This is a genomic window from Rhizobium sp. G21, assembly GCF_014158035.1.
GTDB lineage: Bacteria > Pseudomonadota > Alphaproteobacteria > Rhizobiales > Rhizobiaceae > Rhizobium_E.
This window is the reverse complement of sequence record NZ_JACFXW010000001.1, coordinates 809,555-827,635: the sequence shown is the minus strand read 5'-3', so window position 1 is coordinate 827,635 and position 18,081 is coordinate 809,555. Positions and strand designations below refer to the sequence as shown.

General features: G+C 63.1%; 16 protein-coding genes and 1 pseudogene. 12 read left to right on the top strand and 5 right to left on the bottom strand.

Features of this window, described 5'->3' with window-relative positions:
* Positions 1-9 precede the first annotated feature (9 nt).
* A complete protein-coding gene (gene ldtR, locus H2O14_RS04200; RefSeq protein WP_182826639.1) occupies positions 10-519 on the top strand; it encodes a transcriptional regulator LdtR in 510 nt (169 codons plus the stop codon).
* Between the two features lie 303 nt (positions 520-822).
* Positions 823-2,124 carry a murein L,D-transpeptidase gene (locus tag H2O14_RS04195; RefSeq protein WP_182826638.1) on the top strand — a complete coding sequence of 434 codons (1,302 nt, stop codon included), beginning with the start codon at positions 823-825 and terminating at the stop codon, positions 2,122-2,124.
* A gap of 128 nt (positions 2,125-2,252) precedes the next feature.
* On the opposite strand, the gene H2O14_RS28760 is transcribed toward H2O14_RS04195, so the two are convergent.
* From H2O14_RS28760 to H2O14_RS28750, 4 genes are read right to left on the bottom strand one after another with little or no spacing between them, the layout of a single operon-like run.
* The gene (locus H2O14_RS28760) at positions 2,253-3,698 is read right to left on the bottom strand and encodes an HWE histidine kinase domain-containing protein (protein ID WP_312858549.1); all 1,446 of its coding nucleotides are present in this window, start codon (positions 3,696-3,698) and stop codon (positions 2,253-2,255) included.
* Positions 3,699-3,738: 40 nt separating this feature from the next.
* The gene (locus H2O14_RS28755; protein WP_312858548.1) at positions 3,739-4,854 is read right to left on the bottom strand and encodes a GAF domain-containing protein; all 1,116 of its coding nucleotides are present in this window, start codon (positions 4,852-4,854) and stop codon (positions 3,739-3,741) included.
* Positions 4,855-4,860: 6 nt separating this feature from the next.
* A complete protein-coding gene (locus H2O14_RS04185; protein ID WP_182826637.1) occupies positions 4,861-5,397 on the bottom strand; it encodes a biliverdin-producing heme oxygenase in 537 nt (178 codons plus the stop codon).
* A complete protein-coding gene (locus H2O14_RS28750) occupies positions 5,360-6,673 on the bottom strand; it encodes a glycosyltransferase (protein WP_182826636.1) in 1,314 nt (437 codons plus the stop codon). The genes H2O14_RS04185 and H2O14_RS28750 overlap by 38 nt, the downstream gene beginning before the upstream one ends.
* 258 nt (positions 6,674-6,931) lie before the next feature.
* Between H2O14_RS28750 and glyA the strand changes: the two genes are divergently transcribed.
* The 5 genes and pseudogenes from glyA (at position 6,932) to H2O14_RS04155 (ending at position 12,134) form a co-directional block, all read left to right on the top strand.
* Positions 6,932-8,221, top strand: a complete 1,290-nt coding sequence (glyA, locus tag H2O14_RS04175) for a serine hydroxymethyltransferase (RefSeq protein ID WP_182826635.1) — start codon at positions 6,932-6,934, stop codon at positions 8,219-8,221.
* 129 nt (positions 8,222-8,350) lie between these two features.
* On the top strand, positions 8,351-9,781 hold the full coding sequence (locus H2O14_RS04170; RefSeq protein WP_312858547.1) for an adenylate/guanylate cyclase domain-containing protein: 1,431 nt from the start codon (positions 8,351-8,353) through the stop codon (positions 9,779-9,781).
* Positions 9,782-9,925: 144 nt separating this feature from the next.
* Positions 9,926-10,404 (top strand): annotated as a pseudogene (nrdR, locus tag H2O14_RS04165) (transcriptional regulator NrdR).
* A 3-nt stretch (positions 10,405-10,407) separates the two neighbouring features.
* On the top strand, positions 10,408-11,508 hold the full coding sequence (gene ribD, locus H2O14_RS04160) for a bifunctional diaminohydroxyphosphoribosylaminopyrimidine deaminase/5-amino-6-(5-phosphoribosylamino)uracil reductase RibD (RefSeq protein WP_182826634.1): 1,101 nt from the start codon (positions 10,408-10,410) through the stop codon (positions 11,506-11,508).
* A gap of 17 nt (positions 11,509-11,525) precedes the next feature.
* Entirely contained in the window at positions 11,526-12,134 is a 609-nt protein-coding gene (locus H2O14_RS04155) for a riboflavin synthase (RefSeq protein WP_182826633.1), read from the top strand.
* A 154-nt stretch (positions 12,135-12,288) separates the two neighbouring features.
* Here H2O14_RS04155 and H2O14_RS04150 read toward each other — a convergent pair whose 3' ends face one another.
* Positions 12,289-12,765 (bottom strand): hypothetical protein, encoded by a 477-nt coding sequence (locus H2O14_RS04150; protein ID WP_182826632.1) that lies wholly within the window; start codon positions 12,763-12,765, stop codon positions 12,289-12,291.
* A 164-nt stretch (positions 12,766-12,929) separates the two neighbouring features.
* On the opposite strand from H2O14_RS04150, the gene H2O14_RS04145 reads away from it, so the two are divergent.
* The 5 genes from H2O14_RS04145 to H2O14_RS04125 all read left to right on the top strand — a co-directional run bounded on the left by H2O14_RS04145 (position 12,930) and on the right by H2O14_RS04125 (position 18,024).
* Positions 12,930-13,430 carry a cupin domain-containing protein gene (locus H2O14_RS04145; RefSeq protein ID WP_182826631.1) on the top strand — a complete coding sequence of 167 codons (501 nt, stop codon included), beginning with the start codon at positions 12,930-12,932 and terminating at the stop codon, positions 13,428-13,430.
* 121 nt (positions 13,431-13,551) lie between these two features.
* The gene (ribH, locus tag H2O14_RS04140; RefSeq protein WP_182826630.1) at positions 13,552-13,998 is read left to right on the top strand and encodes a 6,7-dimethyl-8-ribityllumazine synthase; all 447 of its coding nucleotides are present in this window, start codon (positions 13,552-13,554) and stop codon (positions 13,996-13,998) included.
* A 3-nt stretch (positions 13,999-14,001) separates the two neighbouring features.
* Positions 14,002-14,481 (top strand): transcription antitermination factor NusB, encoded by a 480-nt coding sequence (gene nusB / locus H2O14_RS04135; RefSeq protein WP_182826629.1) that lies wholly within the window; start codon positions 14,002-14,004, stop codon positions 14,479-14,481.
* Positions 14,482-14,499: 18 nt separating this feature from the next.
* Positions 14,500-15,729 carry an MFS transporter gene (locus tag H2O14_RS04130; protein WP_210275408.1) on the top strand — a complete coding sequence of 410 codons (1,230 nt, stop codon included), beginning with the start codon at positions 14,500-14,502 and terminating at the stop codon, positions 15,727-15,729.
* 162 nt (positions 15,730-15,891) lie between these two features.
* On the top strand, positions 15,892-18,024 hold the full coding sequence (locus tag H2O14_RS04125) for a sodium-translocating pyrophosphatase (RefSeq protein WP_182826628.1): 2,133 nt from the start codon (positions 15,892-15,894) through the stop codon (positions 18,022-18,024).
* Positions 18,025-18,081: the final 57 nt, after the last annotated feature.

The window sequence follows — 18,081 nt, the reverse complement described above, 5'->3', positions numbered from 1 at the left end:
GGCAGAAAAATGAACACCAAGCTCAAGGCTCAGGCCCCGGTCGCGGAAACTCAGGACCAGGTCATCCACAATCTCTATCTCGAAAGCGTCCATCTCGTCGAGCGCCTGCATCGTCGTCTGCTCGACGTCATCAAGGACGAATTCGACCGGTCCGGCCGCGACGACATCAACGCGGTCCAGGCTCTGCTGCTGTTCAACATCGGCACGTCCGAACTGACCGCCGGCGAACTGCGCTCGCGCGGCTACTATATGGGCTCGAACGTTTCCTACAACGTCAAGAAGCTGGTCGAACTCGGCTTCATCAATCATTCGCGCTCGCGCGTCGATCGCCGCTCGGTCCGCATTTCCCTGACGCCGAAGGGCCAGGAAATCGCCGAAACGGTCGCCAAGCTCTATCACCGCCATGTCGGCTCGATCCACAAGGTGGGCGGCATCGGCCAGGACGAATTCAGCCAGATGAACAAGCTGCTGCAGCGTCTCGACCGTTTCTGGAACGACTCGATCATGTATCGCCTCTAAGGCGTCGTCTCAGATCTCCAGGCTGGAACCGGGCGCATTCCCTGCCGCCCGGCTTCCGGTTTTTCTGCCTTTCCGCTCCGTCCGCTAACGTTTTCTTGATTTGTCCGAGGCACAAATCGGCCACAATATCGTGACATCCCGGCCACACAGACTGGCGCGAATGGGGCGAAAGCGGTTCACGGTCTCATTTGAGGTTGCTGAGGCTTCATCGAATAGGCAAAACGTCCGCCAATCCCCATTTGTTGAGATTTTACGTCGCGCATCCCGGCGCGCAATGAAAACGAGACATCGGAAGGCGAAATAATGTCTGAAAAGTTCGATCTGGCCTCTCTCTCTCGACGCAAGTTCCTCGGCGCGGCCGCCGCTGCCGGAGCTGCGGCCGTCGCGGGCCCCGCCTTGGCCGATGTCGCGATCGACGAGATCATCAATGCGCCGCGTCGCGGCAATTGGGATGACCAGTTCGACGCCAAGGCGTCGCGCACCGCCGCCGCCGTGATGTCCAACAATCCGATCTTCGGGCCGGAAGCCGCAGCCAATATCCAGCAGGCCGTCTACGATTACGAGACCATCGTGTCGAACGGGGGATGGCCGCAGGTCAATCCCGGCCAGAAGCTGCGGCTCGGCGTCAGCGATCCTTCGGTCGCCGATCTGCGCAAGCGCCTCATTATCTCGGGCGATCTGTCGCGCACCGCCGGTGTCACGTCGGCTTACGACTCGCTGGTCGAAGAAGGCGTCAAGCGCTTCCAGGCCCGTCATGGCCTGCCGCTCGACGGCGTGCTCGGCCAATACACGATCAAGGCGATGAACGTGCCGGCCGACATGCGGCTGATGCAGTTGCGCACCAACCTCGCGCGCGTCCAGGAAATCAACACCGATCTCGGTCAGCGTTATGTGATGGTCAACATTCCCGCCGCCTATATCGAGGCGGTCGAGAACAATCGCGTCGCCCAGCGTCACACCGCGATCGTCGGCCGCATCACCCGTCCGACACATATCATCGACTCCAAGATCTATCGAGTCACGCTCAATCCCTATTGGACCGCGCCGCGTTCGATCGTCGAAAAGGACATCGTGCCGCTGATGCGCAAGGACCCGACCTATCTGACCAAGAACCAGATCCGTCTGTTCGATGGCCAGGGAACGGAAGTCGATCCGACGACCATCGACTGGTTCGCCGACAAGGCCCCGAACCTGATGTTCCGTCAGGACCCGGGCAAGATCAACGCCATGGCGTCGACCAAGATCGAGTTTCACAATCCGCACGGCGAATATATGCACGACACGCCGCAGCAGGGCCTGTTCAACAAGCTGTCGCGCTTCGAATCTTCGGGCTGCGTGCGGGTCCAGAACGTCCGCGACCTGACGACCTGGCTGCTGCGCGATACGCCCGGCTGGTCGCGCCAGCAGATCGAAGCGACGATCAAGGCCGGCAAGAACAATCCGATTCCGCTTCAGAGCGAAGTGCCGATCTATTTCAAATATGTGACCGCCTGGTCCGCCCGCGACCGCATCGTGCAGTTCCGCGACGACATCTACCAGATGGACGGCGCCCAGGAACTGGCGCTGCAGACCGGCCTCAACCAGGAGCCCGTGGTCGCCAACTGATCCGGTCTGCATGTTCGATACATGGACTCGAACTGCAAAGTCCGACTGGCGACAGTCGGACTTTTTGTTGGATTGACGGCGCTCGCGCCGGCTGATGCGATCTCAGCCTTATGGAGCGCGTGCCTTGGTCAATCGAGAAGACCGAAGATCGCCTGCGCCAGTTCCGAACTCGCATAGGGCTTGCGTATGACCGGGACGTCCTGGAATTGCTCCGGAATCACACCGCCGTCGCCGTAACCGGTCGCGAACAGGAACGGAACGTTCATACGCCTCAGCGCCGCCGCGATGGGGATCGACGTCTCGTCGCCGAGGTTGACGTCGAGCACGGCCACGGTGGGATGAAACCGGTCCAGCATCGACAAGGCTTCCGTCACCGAACTCGCCGTCCGAAAGTTGCGGAGACCTTCGGTGGACAGCATCATTTCCGCGTCCATCGCAATCAACATTTGATCTTCGACGAGAAAGATCGCGACATCGGTCGGTTGCGCGGACTTTCGGTTCGGCTGTCCGCCCGCGCTTCGGTGGGGCGCCGATTCTTCGTTCGCCGGATCCGCCAGGGCGATGTGCCGCGAGGGGATCATGAATTCTGCTTCCAGGCCGGTCGGCAGATAGTCGAGCGACGCCTTGCCGCCGAGTTCATGGGGAATGCTGCGGGAAATGAGAACCGAGCCGAAGCCTTTGCGCGTGGGCGGAATGACATAGGGTCCGCCGCTTTCTTCCCAGAATATCTCGCAATTGTTGTCCTGGTCGATTTGCCAGCGCACCGCGAGCTGTCCGGACGGGACGGACAAGGCGCCGTATTTCGCCGCATTGGTGGCGAGTTCATGAAAGACCAGCGCCAGGACGGAATAGGTGCTGTTGTCGACCCAGACGGCCGGGCCGGACAAGGACACCGTCGCGCTCTGTTCGTCATAGGGCTTGAGCTCGGCGGCCAACAAAGTGCGGATCAGACCGCCGCCGTCGCCACGGACGATCTGGTCATGCGCGACCGCCAGGGCTTGTATCCGGCCGCGAAGCGTTTCCAGATACTCCTCGATCGTAGACGCGTTGAAGCTCCCTTGGCCGATCAGCGACTTGATCACCGCGAGAATATTCTTGACGCGATGGTTGAGCTCTTCGTTCAGCATACGCTGACGCAGGTCGGCTCGACCGCGTTCCTCCGCGATGATCTCATTGTGTCGGAGCACGATCTCGACCAGGGCCGACCTGATCACTTCCCCGACTTCATGCTGTGTTTCCGTCCATTTCCGCGATTGGAGCCGGACGGTTTCTTTCCAGATCGCGAAGCTCTTGCGCGGCGTGAGCCGTTCGCCGAGCGGCCCGCTCGAATAGGCCTTGTTGGGATTTCCCGCCCAGTTCAGCGTGTGTTCGAATTCGCGGCGGAAAAACAGCAGGCAGTCCCTGGTGTGTTGCGACAGCGGGACCATCATCACGCCGGCGGCCAGGGGCGTCTGCTCGATGCCGAGCGTCTCGCTGGCGATATGTGTGCTCCAGACGCGAGAGCCGGCTCTCGCCCCTGCGGCCGAGGCAACGTTCTGGATCGTCTCGACGGGGGACAGAGCCCATATGTGCAAAGGCTGCCGTTCATGACCAGAGCCATTCCGTCGCTCGGGATCATGCTGGCGAAATCGGCCAGGTAATTGCGCAGGAGATCGAACAGCTCCGTGTGGAGAGGCGCTTCCTGCAACAGACGGTCGAGAGCCTTGCGGGTGGTGTTGGCGGCCATGAGCCGGCGTTTCTGGCGCAGCACGTCCAGCTGGATCGAAAGAGTTCGCCAAACACCTCGACTGCGGCGCGCTCGGCCATGTCGAGATATTTCGGCGAGTAGTGATGGCAGGCCACGAGCCCCCATAGCGCGTCGTCGATGATGATGGAGATCGACATGGAGGCGGAGACGCCCATATTGCGCAGATACTCACAATGGATGGGCGAGACGCTGCGCAGATGCGCGAGAGAGAGGTCGAGCGGGCCCAGATCCGGCCCATTGGCCTGAACGATCGGCGCACGCGCGCCATCCGCATTGGAGATGATCCGGATCGTGCTCTTGAGATAGAGGATGCGCGCCTGCTGCGGGATATCGGAGGCCGGAAAGAACTGGCCCATGAAACTCTCGAGATGCGCGGCCTTCGACTCCGCGATGACCTGTCCCGATCCCTCCGGTTCGAAGCGGTAGATCATCACCCGGTCGTAGCCCAGCGTCGCCCGGATCAGTCTCGCCGCCTTGCGCGCCAGCGCATCGACGGTATCGGGCTGGCCGATGCGGCTCGTAATGCTGCGGATGAGGTCGATCGGTTGCCGCTGTTGAACGACTTTCGGTTCGAACTCGATCAGCGTCTCCTCGCCTGAGCGGTGGATGCTGACATCGAAACGGTCGTCGCCGATGGCCATGTCGAAGAACAGGGCCGGGCGATTGGTCATCTGCGCGGCGGCGAGGCCGTTTCGGAAGTGATGGCCGTTTTCGCGGCCGACGATCTGGTCGAGAGGATTTCCCAACAGGCGCCGATGCTCATCGAGCCGCAATATGTCGACCGCATTGCTCGAATGGCGGCTGACGACATCCAGATTGCCGTCGCACACGATCAATGCGCCATGTGTCTGAATGCTGCCGGGAATGTGGATCGGTTCGCGATCGCAATTGGTGAGATCGACCTGCATCATGTGCGTGCAGCCTTGAAGGTCTGGATTGCGATCGTGAACATCGTTTTTGCCGAGCTTGCCGCCGCGCGCCAATCTTTTTCATCGGACGCATCGAGGAGTGACTGAAGTTTGGACCAGGAACGGTCCGTGCTGGTCTGGGCGTGGAGGTGACGGGCGCCCCCAGTCGGCGCGGAATCCGAGATCCTGTGCCCGCTTATAAAGCAGACGCGCCCCGAGTGTGGAGCCTTCGATGACATACATTGCCCCGAGAAGCGATGCCGGCGCGATTTCTGCGTCAATCTTGCAAGGATGTTCGACCGGTTCGATGTCGAGATCCTGCATGTCAGCCAGGGCATGGTCATAAATGAATGTCGGCGTAAAGCCGGCAAACGCCTCACTGGCTCCGGCTCGCCGCATGGCCGGCTCCACGGCCGCCCTGAACGCGCCGACTCCGCGCAGATAGACGCGGTAGCGCTCGGCGTTGTCGAACGATCCGATGCCTTGGTCCAATTCCTGGTGCAGGTCGTGCGTTTGTTGGCGCAGATATGTGCGCAGAGATGCCGTTGTCATGCAGATGTCAGTATGTCCGCCCCACCAGTTAGTCAGCGCAACGTCCGGCGTCCGGAACAGTTCCATCTTTTCTTGGCCTCACTGCCTCGAAACCGGATTTGAGCGCAGCATTTCGTCCGTTTCCGACGTCTTGCACGAGTGACGCGATGATGTCGACGATTTCATATACTGCCCTGTTTTCGGGAATATTGCGACTGATATTGGCTTTCAACTCATCGAGCCGCAACAGCATGTCTTCGGCGGCGGCCGCAAGATCGCGCCTGAAACTCTTGACCACCAATCCAACGCCGTTGTCGCGGATCCAGTCAAGATTGGGCCGCTCCTGCGGCATGGTCGAGGCGTTGCCTTCGACGATCACCGGGCGTCCAAGATGAACGGCTTCGCTGATGCTGCCGGGGCCGGGTTTGCCGATCAGGAAATCGGCGAGCCGGAGATAGTCGGGCACGGTCTGCACGAAGCCGACGGCGCAGCAGTTCGGCCGCCGCTGCAGCGCCTTTTTCAGCGCGGCGTTCTTGCCGCACATTACGATCGACTGGATGCCCGAAGGCGATTTGTCGAGCTGATCGAGAATAGTCATCGTCGCCCGTCGCGCGCCGTTGCCGCCGAACATGATCATCGCGGTCGGGCGATCCTCGGCAAGGCCGAGATCGATGCGCGTCAGCGCGTGCGGGGCGGGCGGCAGGTAGAATTGCTCCTTCAGGATCATGCCCGAGACTTCGTGGATATCCGTCTCGCGATAGAAGCCGGTCGCGCGGGCCTGATCAGCGGCTTTCGGCGTTCCGCAAACGATGGACTGCGCCTGATCCTCCATCCAGAAATGCGGCGGCACGTCGACCAGATCGGTAATCACGGTGAGATACGGAATGGAGGCGTCGACCGTCTGAAGCGCCCGATGCATGACGCGGTTGAAGTTGGGAATGACCGAAATCACCAGATCCGGCCGCGGCTCCGCCCGCCAGCGCTCGACGAGCAGGCGTTCGATCTCGGCGGAGAAGCGACGGATGAAGCCCTGCAGGATCGGCAGGATCGTGCCGAGCCCGCGCGTTGCGCCGCGCTTGAGCGCATTGTTGTAGATGTCCTGCGCCTGGATCGGCGCGATCGGCAGGCGAGGGGCGACCGGAAGCAGGATCTTCTTGAGCGAGCCGGTGATCTTCTGCGTCAGCCGATGGACGGGGTCGATCGGTTCGAGCAGCTTCTGCAAATCGACGGGAACGACGGTCCAATCCGCATGCGTCTTCTCGATCAGCTTGCTCAGCGCCGTCATCGCATTGCGATGGCCGCCGCCGGCGTCGAAATAAAAGATTTCGATGCGGCGGGCTTTTGGAGGCGCGTCTGTCGTCACGGGAAATCCCCTGGATGAAAGTGCGCGCACCATTTGCGGAAAGGATCCTGCTGTCAAGGCGGTCGCGAAAGCCGCGAAACCGTCGCGGAGCGGCGGCTGCGGCGCAAGCATGGCATTCGCCGCCGCAATCCGTCTTGCCCCGGCCCGCCGCAATCGCTAAGACCGTGGCAGCCCGAAACCCGCGGCTCGCCGGCGATAAACCGGTCCGGCGGAACGACGGTATAAGGTCATCCCGAGCCCAAGAAAGACGAGACAGACATGAGCGCGAACGACGCCTTTTTCACCCGTAGTCTTGCCGATTCCGATCCCGATATCTTCGGCGCGATCGAGAAGGAACTCGGCCGTCAACGCCATGAGATCGAACTGATCGCCTCCGAAAACATCGTCTCCCGCGCCGTTCTCGAGGCGCAGGGCTCGATCATGACCAACAAATACGCCGAGGGCTACCCGGGCAAGCGCTATTACGGCGGCTGCCAGTTCGTCGACATCGCAGAAGAACTCGCCATCGAGCGCGCTAAGAAGCTGTTCGGCGTCAACTTCGCCAACGTCCAGCCGAATTCCGGTTCGCAGATGAACCAGGCCGTGTTCCTGGCGCTCCTGCAGCCCGGCGACACCTTCATGGGCCTCGACCTCAATTCGGGCGGCCACCTGACGCACGGCTCGCCGGTCAACATGTCCGGCAAGTGGTTCAACGTGGTGTCCTACGGCGTGCGTGAAGAAGACCACCAGCTCGACATGGAAGACGTCGCCCGCAAGGCCGAACAGCACAAGCCCAAGCTCATCATCGCCGGCGGCACCGCTTATTCCCGCATCTGGGACTGGAAACGCTTCCGCGAGATCGCCGATTCGGTCGGCGCATACCTCATGGTCGACATGGCCCACATCGCCGGTCTCGTCGCTGGCGGCCAGCATCCGTCGCCGTTCCCGCATTGCCATGTCGCGACCTCGACGACCCACAAGTCGCTCCGTGGTCCGCGCGGCGGCATGATCCTCACCAATGACGAGGATCTGGCCAAGAAGTTCAATTCGGCCGTTTTCCCGGGCCTGCAGGGCGGCCCGCTGATGCATGTCATCGCCGCCAAGGCCGTCGCCTTCGGCGAAGCGCTGAAGCCGGAATTCAAGGACTACGCCGCCCAGGTGGTCAAGAACGCCAAGACCCTGGCCGAGACGCTGATCGGCCACAATCTCGACATCGTCTCCGGCGGCACCGACAACCATCTGATGCTGGTCGATCTGCGCAAGAAGAACGCCACCGGCAAGCGCGCCGAGGCGGCTCTCGGCCGCGCCTATGTGACCTGCAACAAGAATGGCATTCCCTTCGATCCGGAAAAGCCTTTCGTCACCTCGGGCGTTCGCCTGGGCACGCCGGCCGGCACCACGCGCGGCTTCAAGGAGGCCGAATTCAAGGAAATCGGCAACCTGATCGTCGAAGTGCTTGACGGCCTGAAGGTCGCCAATTCCGACGAAGGCAACGCCGCCGTCGAAGCCTCGGTGCGCGGCAAGGTGGTTGAACTCACCAACCGCTTCCCGATGTATCCCTATATGTAAGACGGTCCGGCGAAGGCAGAACTGCGCAAACCCTCTCCGCTCGCGGGGAGGGTTTTTTCATGTCCGGTTCGCCTGTGAGATGACGCCTTCGGGCGCGGATGTTAGACTTGCCTGAAACAGGGGGCGAGCGTGGACCTGAATTCGATCGAACTGAACACATCGCGCGGGCCGACCTTGAGGACGCGCCTGTCCGCCCTGTGGGCCGGGCGTCCGTGGAACACGCGCATCGCCGAAGAGAAAATGGCCGCGAGCAATCCGCATCTCGCCGAAGCGCTGCGCATCGAAAAGATGGAGGGGCAGCGCATCGCCACATGGGCGCGCACCGTCGCGCTTGCGATCACCGCCGTGCTGCTCGTCTACGTCAACCCTCGCGTCGAGGTGCTCTATTACGAGGTTCTGCTGCTCATCTTTGTCCTGATCGGCATGGCGCAGCTGCGGGTCGCCAAAGTCGGCCAGTCGCATCTCGAGATGGCGCTGATCATGGCCGATATTCTGCTCCTGACGCTGACCTTGACGGTTCCCAACCCCTTCGCCGCCGAGCAGTGGCCGACAGCCTTTCAATTCCGCTTCGACGGCTTCGTCTATTTCTTCATTTTCCTGGCCGGGGGATCGCTGGCCTACAGCTGGCGCACGGTCCACAGCATCGGTGTGGCCGCTGCGCTGATCTGGCTGGCGGGCGTGGTCGCCGTGATGCTGTTCGGGACGGTCGATCCGCAACTGTCCGAGCGGGTGCGGAGCGCGCTGGTCGGCTACGACCGCGTCTTCGCCACGCTGGATCCCAACAGCGTCGAATTCCACAATCGGGTGCAGGAAGCGGTGGTGATTGTGCTTGTGGCCTATATTCTCGGCCTCAAATCGCAGCGGATGAGCAAGCTGCTCGTCCGCCAGGCGAGCCTGGCCTCCGAACGCGCCAATCTCTCCCGCTATTTCGCGCCGTCGATGGTCGAGGAGTTGGCGCACAGAAATCAGCCGATGGGCGGCGTGCGATCCCAGAATGTCGCGGTGCTCTTCGCCGATATCGTCGGCTTCACGCGCTTCGCCGAAGGGCGCAGTCCGGACGACGTCATCGCCATGCTCCGGGATTTTCACGCGGCGCTCGAAGAGGAGGTGTTCTCCCATCACGGCACGCTCGACAAATTCATGGGCGACGGGCTGATGGCGAGCTTCGGCACGCCGCAAACCTCTCCCGATGACGCCGGCAACGCCATTGCCGCCGCCTTCGCCATGCAGGACAGGATCGCGGCTCTGAATGACGGGCGGATCCGACGCGGGCTGGAGCCGATCCGGCTGTCCGTCGGCGTGCATTATGGTCCGGTCATCCTGGGGGATGTCGGCAACAACAGGCGCATGGAGTTCGCCATGCTCGGCGATACCGTCAACGTCGCCTCGCGGCTGGAATCGGCCACCCGCGCGCTGTCCTGCCGCATCGTCTTCAGCAGCGCCGTCATGGAGGCGGTGAGCGATCAGGCCATGCGAGACGGCTATCGCGGCCGCATGCAGTTTCATCAGGGCCTGGTCCTCAAAGGACGCAGCGAGGCGGCGGATGTCTGGACGGCGTGATCGGCGATAAGGCCGCGTCCGATGCACACAGTGTTGACCACCGCTTCCTGCGCGTTGGTCGCGCTTGCCCCTTGTCGCCGGGCGCTCGGACCGCTATCTCGGGACCGCGTCGCCTCCGACGCACAAGATGATGAGTGAAGTGACATGCGCTGCCCGTTCTGCAATTCCGAAGATACGCAGGTGAAAGATTCCCGCCCGGCCGAGGACGGCTCTTCCATCCGTCGCCGGCGCATCTGCCCCGATTGCGGAGGCCGTTTCACCACCTTCGAGCGCGTGCAGCTGCGTGAATTGATGGTGGTCAAAAGTCGGGCCGCAAGGCGCCGTTCGAGCGCGAGAAACTGGTGCGCTCCTTCGACATCGCGCTGCGCAAGCGGCCCGTCGATCGCGACCGCATCGAGCGCGCCGTCTCCGGCATCATTCGACGCCTCGAAAGCTCGGGCGAAAACGAAATCAGCTCCGAGGATCTCGGCTTGCAGGTGCTGGAGGCGCTGAAGAGCCTCGATGACGTGGCCTTCGTGCGTTACGCCTCGGTCTATCGCGATTTCACCCATATCGAGGATTTTTCCGCCGCAATCGCCCAGATCACCGCCAAGATCGCCCGCGATCCCGCCGAGGACCGCTGACCTATGACGACTGCTGCCGATGATGCGCGCTTTATGTCGGAGGCGGCTGCGCTGTCGCGCCGACATCTCGGCATGACCGGCTCCAACCCCTCCGTCGGCTGCGTGATCGTCCGCGATGGCGAGGTCGTCGGTCGCGGCGTCACCGCCGCCTCGGGCCGCCCGCATGCCGAAACCGAAGCCCTGAAGCAAGCCGGCGAGCAGGCGCGCGGCGCCACTGCCTATGTCACGCTCGAACCCTGTTCGCATCACGGCAAGACCCCGCCTTGCGCCGAAGCCCTCATCGCGGCTGGCGTCGCTCGCGTCGTTGTGGCGATTACCGATCCGGACGAACGGGTCTCAGGACGCGGCCTCGCCATGCTCGAAGCGGCAGGCATAGAGGTGGTCTCGGGCGTCGGCGCCGATAAAGCTCAAGCGGTGCTTGAAGCCTATCTCCACCGCCAGCGCAACAAACGTCCGCAAGTGATTCTGAAGCTTGCAGTATCGGCCGACGGCATGATCGGCCGGCGCGGCGAGGGACAGGTGGCGATCACCGGCAGAAAGGCCCGCGCCCGCTCGCAGCTGCTGCGCGCCGAAAGCGACGCCATCCTCGTTGGCGTCGGCACGGCCATGGCCGACGATCCCGAGCTTACCTGCCGCCTTCCCGGCGAGGAGCATCGCTCGCCGATCCGTCTGGTGCTCGACCGCCGACTGGAACTGCCGCTTGGTTCCAAACTGGCGACCACGGCGCGCGCCGTGCCGGTCATCGCCGTCACCGATCGAGCCGATGCCCCTGATCTCGCCGCCCGTCGCGCGGCGCTGGAAAATGCAGGCGTCGAAGTCTTGCAAGCCTCAGATCTGGGCGCGCTGCTCGATGAACTCGGCCGTCGCGGGATATCATCGCTGATCGTCGAAGGCGGCGCGCGCGTCGCGACGGATTTTCTCGGCGCCGGCCTCGCCGACCGCATTCTTCTGTTCACATCGCCGGTTATCGTGGGCGAGGGCGGCGTGCCGTCGCCGCTGACCGAACAGACCGTTCCCGCGAGCTTCCATCTCAGGTCCCGCGAGCCGCTTGGCGCGGACTGGATGGCCGACTATATCAGGGCCGAAACATCAGATCCGCGCTGAGGCGTAAGAGGGGCATCATGTTCACAGGCATCGTCACCGATATCGGCGAAATCACCGAGGTCACCCCGCTCAATGAAGGCGTGCGGCTGCGCGTCGCCACCCATTACGATCCCGCGACCATCGCGATCGGCGCTTCCATCGCCCATGCCGGCGTCTGCCTCACGGTGACGCGCCTGCCCGAGACCGGCGCCAATGAAGCCTGGCACGAGGTCGAGGCCTGGGAAGAAGCGCTGCGGCTCACCACGGCCGGCGTCTGGGGCGTGGGAACGCGGCTCAATCTCGAACGGGCGCTGAAGATCGGCGACGAACTCGGCGGCCATATCGTCTCGGGCCATGTCGACGCCATGGCCGAAATCATCGCGGTTGCCCAGGAAGGCGACGCCACCCGCTACACCATCCGCGCGCCGCGCGATTACGCCAAGTTCATCGCGCCCAAGGGCTCGGTGGCGCTAGACGGAACCTCGCTCACCGTCAACAAGGTGGATGGAACCGATTTCGACGTGCTAATCATCCGCCACACCCAGGAAGTCACCACCTGGGGCGACCGCAAGGCGGGCGACAAGCTCAATCTCGAAGTCGACACCATGGCCCGTTATGCTGCGCGGTTGGCGGAGTTCAGGGACTGAGCGCAGCCTGAAAATCGCGACGCCGCAGCATTCTTTCAACGTCATCGGGTTTCGGTGCAACTTGTCGCTCGCCAGAAGGGACGCGGACACGAAAAAGCCCCCGCAAAATTAGCGGAGGCTCAATGACGACCCTGAGTGGGTTTTATGCGCGCCGTTAGCGCACATACACGATCAACTGACCGTCGGCGCCGCGTTCGGCGGCCACCACATCGTCGGCGTTGATGTTCTGGGCGTCGAGCTTGCTCTTGATCGCGCTGTTCGACGTCATGGCCGACTGGAATTCTGCTCCGCCATTGGCCCCTTCGAGCTGGCTCCGGCGGCTTTCATCGGTGATCGTGTCGAGCTTGACGACGGAGACGTTGTCGCCGCTCCACGAGTTGAGATCGTTCGCGCCGAGCATGGTCCCGCCCGACATTGCGCCGCTGGTCGAGTTGGTGACGGAACCGCTGGTGGTCGGGTCGATCACGCCTTCCTCGTTGTAGCCCTGCGACTGGCCGGTTTTGACCGATGAACCGGAGTTCATCTTGCCGGCTCCGTCGGAGCTCTTGGATGCGTCGCCGGCCATTGCGGCTCCCGCCGGAACGACGATTGCCAGGGCGGACGCGAGGACGAGATTGGTGAGTTTCGCCATGTCTGTTTCCTTTCGTGTTTCCTGCAAATCTTTCGTTTGCACAGGTCCAACGATCTGACTCCTGATTGTTGCATAAAAATTAGGGTTTCTCGCGCGGCTGCATCGGTCCTATTGTCTCTACGCGCCGGCACGGCCCGGTGCTGTCAGCGCAAAGAGGGGAATATATGTCCGACATCAATCCAGTGGTCCGGCTCGCCGAAGCACGGACCGAGCCCTTCGCCAAAGGCGAGTTATACCGATCCCGGGACGCCCGTCTGGGCGCGTTGATGGGCCTGACCTCGCTCGGCTGCTGCTATTCGGAGGTGCCCGCAGGCAAATCGGGCTGTCCGTTTCACAACCATCATGCCGAAGACGAGATGTTCGTGATCCTCGAAGGCGAGGGCGTCTATCGCTTCGGCGAACAGCGCTATCCCTTCCGAGCCGGCGATGTTCTCGCGGCGCCGGCGGGCGGGCTGGAGACTGCGCATCAGATCATCAACACCGGCGAGACGCCGCTGCGCTACCTCGCCATATCCAGTATGGCTGACCTGGAGATTTGCGAATATCCCGATTCCGGCAAGTTTCTCGCGCGCGCCAAAGGCGCCGACGGCAAGGCCGGCTTTCGCCGGATCCGCGTCAGCGACGGCGACATCGACTATTGGGACGGCGAGCCCGGAGCGGAATGAAGGCCGGTTTTTCCCCTGTTTGGCGATGACGATCTGAATTTGCTTGCCAATCGCGCGCCGTCGTGGTTTGACCCGGAAAAATCCGCCGCGAGACGGCCAAAGCCCCCATTCCGAGGAAACAATGTCCAATCCGCATCTGCTGATCGTTGAAGCCCGTTTCTATGACGACATGGCCGACGCCCTTCTCGAAGGCGCGACCGAAGCGCTGAAGGAAGCCGGCGCCACCTATGACGTCGTCACCGTTCCCGGCGCGCTCGAAATCCCCGCGGCCATCGCCATGGCGCTCGACGGCGCCGACGCCGGCGGAACCGAGTATGACGGCTTCGTCGCGCTCGCCATGGTCATCCGCGGCGAGACCTACCATTTCGACATCGTCTCCAACGAATCCTGCCGCGCCATCATGGATCTCACGGTCAGCGAAAGCCTGCCGATCGGCAACGGCATCCTCACCGTCGAAAACGAGGATCAGGCCTGGGCCCGCGCTCGCCGTTCCGACATGGATAAGGGCGGCTTCGCGGCCCGCGCCGCGCTCACCATGATCGATCTCAAGAAGAAGTTCGGCGGCTGATCCATGTCCAGCGATAACCTGACACCGGACGTCAAGCCGGCCAATCAGCGCGGCGCCGCTCGCCTCGCCGCCGTCCAGGCGCTCTACCAGATGGAGCTGTCCGGAACCGGCGTGCTGGAAATCGTGGCCGAATACGAGAATTTCCGGCTCGGCCAGGAGCTCGACGGCGATCAGTATCTCAAGGCCGATCCGTCCTGGTTCCGCTCGATCGTGGCGGGCGTGGTGCGCGATCAGCGCGCGCTCGATCCGGTGATTGCGGATTCGCTCGTCGAAGGCTGGCCGCTGTCGCGGCTCGACGCCACGCTGCGCGCTATCCTGCGCGCCGGCGTCTTCGAGATCATCGAGCGCAAGGATGTGCCGACGCCCGTCATCGTCAACGAATATGTCGAGATCGCCCACGCCTTCTTCGCCGAAGAAGAGCCGAAGCTGGTCAACGCCGTCCTCGACGCCGTCGCCCGCAAGCTGCGGATCGACAAGAAGTAAAGAATAGGGATATCAGCCATGGCGCCGGTGGAAGGTCTGGAAAAAGAACTGGGCCTTGCCCGGCGCAATGTGTTTCTGCTCACCGCCGCCCAGGCGATCCTGGGGTCCGCGCCGCCGATCACCTTTGCGATGGGCGGGCTTGCCGCCTATCAGATCCTCGGAGACGACAAGTCCCTCGCCACGGCCCCGCTGACCGGTTTCAACATCGGCGTGTCGATCGGCACGATCGTGGTGGCGATCCTGTCGCGTTATCTCGCCCGCAAGCTCAGTTTCATCATCGGCGCGCTCCTGACGGCTTTCGGCGGGTTGATCGCCGCCGTCGCGATCTTCCAGAGCAATTTCTGGCTGATGGTGGCGGGACTGGCGCTCACAGGCGTCTCGGGCGGCTTCACCCAGAAGTTTCGTTTCGCCGCCGCCGACGCGTCGCCGTCTTTCTACAAGGGCTCGGCGATCTCCTGGATTCTCGCCGGCGGCATCGTCTCGGCGGTGGCGGGCCCACAGATCGCCATCGCGGCCAAGGAATTGTTCGAGCCGGTGCTGTTTGCCGGCGCCTTCGCCGCCTTCGCGCCGATGGGGCTCCTTGCGGCTTGCATTCTGGCCTTCCTCAAACTGCCGCCGGTGCATGACAAGAATGCGCCGAACGCCGAACCGGCTCGGCCGCTCACAGAGATCGTGCTCAAGCCGCGCTTTCTAACCGGTATGTTCTGCGGCGTCTCTTCCTATGCGCTGATGACCTTCATGATGACCGGCGCGCCGCTGGCCATGGTGGTCGGCTGCGGCTATTCGACGGACGATTCCACGCTCGGCATCCAGTTCCACGTCCTGGCGATGTTCGGGCCGAGCTTCGTCACCGGCGCATTGATCAAGCGCTTCGGCGCCGAAAAGATCGTCGCCTGCGGGCTCGGCATCCTGATGCTGTGCGCGGCCATCGCGCATATGGGCATCGAGCTCTGGAATTTCTGGGGCGCGCTCGTGCTGCTGGGTTTCGGCTGGAATTTCGGCTTCATCGGTTCGACAGCCATCGTCGCGTCCAGCTATCGTCCCAGCGAGGCCGACAAGGTGCAGGCCTATCACGACATCATCCTGTTCACCACCGTGGCCATGTCGTCCTTCGCCTCGGGTCAGATCTTCGCCCGTTTCGGCTGGGACGCGATGATTCTCCCGGTCTGGCCTCTGGCGATTCTCGGGCTGGCGCTGCTGGCGATCCAGGGCAGGGCGGGTCGCCCGGCGCTTTCCGCCAAGGATTAATTTTCTCTTTCGAAGCTTCGCCTCGCGCCGGACCCTTGACGTCCAGAAAGTCGCGCCGCACTCTCCCCCGGTCGAAAGGAGCGGGGCCGACGAGGGGAGTAGTCGATCCCGTTTCCTGGCCGGCGGATATCCCATCCGCCGTCACTGTGGAGGAAACTGGGAATGAGCATCATGTTTGGCGTCATAGTTTGCGGACTTCTGTCCGTGGCCTATGCGATCTGGGCGACGCAGACGGTCCTCGCGGCCGATCAAGGCAACGCTCGCATGCAGGAAATTGCAGGCTATATTCGTGAAGGCGCGCAGGCCTATCTGACGCGTCAGTACACCACAATCGCCATTGTCGGCGTCGCCGTTTTCATTCTTGCCTTTTTTCTGCTGTCGGCCGCGGCGGCCTTCGGCTTTCTCATCGGCGCGGTTCTTTCGGGCGCCGCGGGTTTCATCGGCATGCATGTGTCTGTGCGCGCCAATGTGCGCACGGCGCAGGCGGCCTCGCGCAGCCTGGCGGCCGGCCTCGACATCGCCTTCAAGTCGGGCGCGATCACAGGCCTTCTCGTCGCCGGTCTCGCGCTGCTCGGCGTGGCGGTCTATTTCTTCATCCTGACCGATGTCCTCGGCCATGAGGATGGCAGCCGCGAAGTCATCGACGCGCTGGTGTCGCTGGGCTTCGGCGCGTCGCTGATCTCGATCTTCGCCCGCCTCGGCGGCGGCATCTTCACCAAGGGCGCCGATGTCGGCGGCGACCTCGTCGGCAAGGTGGAGGCCGGCATCCCCGAAGACGACCCGCGCAACCCGGCCACCATCGCCGACAATGTCGGCGACAATGTCGGCGATTGCGCCGGCATGGCGGCCGACCTGTTCGAAACCTATGCCGTCACCGTGGTCGCGACCATGGTTCTCGCCGCGATCTTCTTCGCAGGCACGCCGGCCCTCGAAAGCGCCATGATGTATCCGCTTGCGATCTGCGCCGGATCGATCCTCACCTCGATCGCCGGCACCTTCTTCGTCAAGCTCGGCCCGTCCAACAACATCATGGGCGCGCTCTACAAGGGCCTGATCGCCACCGGCGCCCTGTCGGTCGTCGCCATCGCGGCGGCGACGTCGCTCACCGTCGGCTGGGGCGACTTCGGCAAGGAAGGCGCGATGATCAGCGGAACCAGCCTGTTCCTTTGCGGCCTGGTCGGCCTCGTGGTGACGGCGCTGATCGTGGTCATCACCGAATACTATACCGGCACCAACAAGCGCCCGGTCAATTCGATCGCCCAGGCTTCGGTCACCGGTCACGGCACCAACGTCATCCAGGGCCTCGCCGTGTCGCTGGAATCGACCGCTCTGCCGGCGATCGTCATCGTCGGCGGCATCATCGCCACCTATCAGCTCGGCGGACTGTTCGGCACCGGCATCGCGGTGACCGCCATGCTCGGCCTGGCCGGCATGATCGTGGCGCTCGACGCCTTCGGCCCGGTCACCGACAATGCCGGCGGCATCGCCGAAATGTCGCATCTGCCGCCCGACGTCCGCAAGGTCACCGATGCGCTCGATGCGGTCGGCAACACCACCAAGGCGGTCACCAAGGGCTACGCGATCGGCTCGGCCGGTCTCGGCGCGCTGGTGCTGTTCGCGGCCTACTCCAACGACCTGCAATATTTCGCGGCCAATTCCGCGCAATATCCCTACTTTGCCGATGTCGGGCAGATCTCCTTCGATCTCTCCAACCCCTATGTCGTCGCGGGTCTGATCTTCGGCGGCCTGATCCCTTATCTGTTCGGCGGCATCGCCATGACGGCCGTGGGTCGCGCCGCGAGCTCGATCGTCGAGGAAGTGCGTAGGCAGTTCCGCGAAAAGCCGGGCATCATGGAAGGTCGCGACAGGCCCGACTACGGCCGCGCCGTCGACATGCTGACCCGCGCCGCGATCCGGGAAATGATCATCCCGTCGCTCCTGCCGGTGCTCGCGCCGCTGGTCGTCTATTTCGGCGTGCTGCTGATCTCGGGGTCGAAGGCCTCCGCCTTCGCGGCCCTCGGCGCCTCGCTGCTGGGCGTTATCGTCAACGGCCTGTTCGTGGCGATCTCGATGACCTCGGGCGGCGGCGCCTGGGACAACGCCAAGAAGAGCTTCGAAGACGGCTTCGTCGACAAGGACGGCGTGCGCCACATGAAGGGCTCGGACGCGCACAAGGCCTCGGTGACCGGCGACACGGTGGGCGATCCCTACAAGGATACCGCCGGCCCGGCCGTCAACCCGGCGATCAAGATCACCAACATCGTCGCGTTGCTGCTGCTGGCCGTGCTGGCCTGAAAAAGGGCGCCTGAAAACAAGGAAGCCGCGCATGACCTGCGCGGCTTCTGTCGTTTC